Below are 2,046 nucleotides of genomic sequence, written 5' to 3' on the forward strand. Positions count from 1 at the left end.
CGGGGGCCCCGCCCCGCGGGCGCTCGGCCTCGGCCTCCAGACGCGCCAGGTAGGCGCCGCGGCTGGCGCGGCTGCGCTCGATCAGGCGGTCGGTGACCTCTTGGACGACGCGGTTCATCCGGCCTCCTCCATCGGTGTGGGTGTCGGTTCGCTCGGTCGGGTCGGTCGGGTCGGCGGGGCGCTCGTTCACGCGGGGTCCTCCTCGTGCCAGGCGCGGCCGCTGCGGTCGACGAGCTCGTGCGCCCCGGCCGGGCCGGAGGTGCCCGCCGGGTACGGCTCGGGCAGCATGCTCTGCGACTCCCACTCGCGCAGGATCGGGTCGATCCACCGCCAGGCGGCCTCCACCTCGTCGCGGCGCATGAACAGGGTGGGGTTGCCGGCCAGCACGTCCATGAGCAGCCGCTCGTAGGCGTCGGGCACGCGGCCGGAGAAGGTCTCGGCGAAGCTCAGGCTCAGCGGGACCGGCTTGAGCGCCACCTCGCCCGCGCCCGGCTCCTTGGCCATGATGTGCAGCCGGATGCCCTCGCTCGGCTGGAGCCGGAGGACCAGCCGGTTCGGCGCGCTGCCCGGGAAGATCGAGTGCGGCACGTCCTTGAACTGGACCACGATCTCCGAGCACCGGTACGGCATGCGCTTGCCGGTGCGCAGGTAGAACGGCACGCCGGCCCAGCGCCAGTTCTTCACCTCGGCGCGGATGGCCGCGAAGGTCTCCACCCGATGGGAGGCCTCGGTGGGCGGGGTGCCGTCGGGCTCGTCGAGGTAGCCGGGGACCTGCACGCCGCCGGACTCGCCGGCGGTGTACTGGCCGCGGACGGTGAAGCGGTCGACCTCGCTGCCGGTGATCGGCCGCAGCGACTCCAGGACCTTGACCTTCTCGTCCCGGATGGACTCGCGGTCGTTGCGCGCCGGCGGCTCCATGGCGACCAGGCAGAGCAGCTGGAGCAGGTGGTTCTGGACCATGTCGCGCAGGGCGCCGGCGTGGTCGTAGTAGCCCCGGCGGCCCGGCGTGCCGACGGTCTCGGCGACGGTGATCTGGACGTGGTCGATCCACAGGGAGTTCCAGATCGGCTCCAGGAACGCGTTGGCGAAGCGGAGCACGAGCAGGTTCTGGACGGTCTCCTTGCCCAGGTAGTGGTCGATGCGGAAGATCTGCCGCTCGTGGAAGATCTCACCGACCTCGTCGTTGATGTGCCGGGCGCTGGCGAGGTCGCGGCCGAGGGGCTTCTCCAGCACCACCCGCGAGGCGGGGGTGACCAGCCCGGCGCGGTGCGCCTCGCGGCAGAACGGGCCGAACGTCATGGGCGGGCTGGCCAGGTAGAAGACCCGGTCCCGCTGCTCGTGGCCGTCGAGCAGGGCGCCGAGCCGCTGCCAGCCGGTGGGGTCCTCGCCGGAGATGTCGATGGTGACGTGGTGCAGGCGGTCCAGGAACCGCTGCCAGACGCCGCGCTCCCCGGTCTCGTCCACCGGCACCGAGGAGCGGACCTCGGCGTCGACCTTGCCGCGGAAGTCGGCGTCGTCGAGTCCGCCCCGGGACATCGCGATGATCCGGGTCCCCGGGGCGAGCAGCCCGTCGCGGTCGCAGTGGTAGAGCGCGGGGAGCAGCTTCCGCATGGAGAGGTCGCCTGTGCCGCCGAAGACGATCAGGTCGGCGGGCTGGGGGTTCTCGGACATGAGGGAGCTCCGTGGTGATCTTCCGGTTTGAGGATAGATCGGACACTAGCCGTGTCTTGTGCTTTACACAAGCGGAGTTTTGTCATCTGAGATGAGAAAGTCGGAACTTTTCATTTCCTAAGGGGGTGTGGTTCACTTGGCCGATGCCTCGACGTCCCGCAGCCGCGCTCGCCACGAGCGGCGAGGTTCTCCGCCTCATCCGCACCGGTGAAGCCGTCACCCGTGCGGACATCGGACGTGTCACCGGCCTGTCCCGGCCCGCCGTCTCGCTGCGCGTCACCGAGCTGCTGGACCGGCGCCTGATCGTGGAGGACAACGAGGGCCCCTCCACCGGCGGGCGCCCGCCCACCCGCCTGGCCTTCAACGCCGCCGGCG

Annotated in this window: 3 protein-coding genes; 1 reads left to right on the forward strand and 2 read right to left on the reverse strand. The window is 71.2% G+C overall.

Annotated elements, in window-relative coordinates; translation table 11 throughout:
• Positions 1-190: hypothetical protein (locus ACWJ6R_RS35285; RefSeq protein WP_449066369.1), on the reverse strand; the 190-nt coding region annotated here is incomplete at its 3' end.
• Entirely contained in the window at positions 187-1,671 is a 1,485-nt protein-coding gene (gene zwf, locus ACWJ6R_RS35290) for a glucose-6-phosphate dehydrogenase (protein WP_449066370.1), read from the reverse strand. The genes ACWJ6R_RS35285 and zwf, both read right to left, overlap by 4 nt.
• 143 nt (positions 1,672-1,814) lie before the next feature.
• On the opposite strand from zwf, the gene ACWJ6R_RS35295 reads away from it, so the two are divergent.
• The coding region (locus tag ACWJ6R_RS35295) for a MarR family transcriptional regulator (RefSeq protein WP_449066371.1) at positions 1,815-2,046 on the forward strand (232 nt) is incomplete at its 3' end.

It is taken from the genome of Planomonospora algeriensis (assembly GCF_977012225.1).

Excerpts from the sequence above, each read along its gene's own strand:
- zwf (WP_449066370.1), bottom strand. The coding sequence starts at position 1,671 with ATGTCCGAGAACCCCCAGCCCGCCGACCTGATCGTCTTCGGCGGCACA.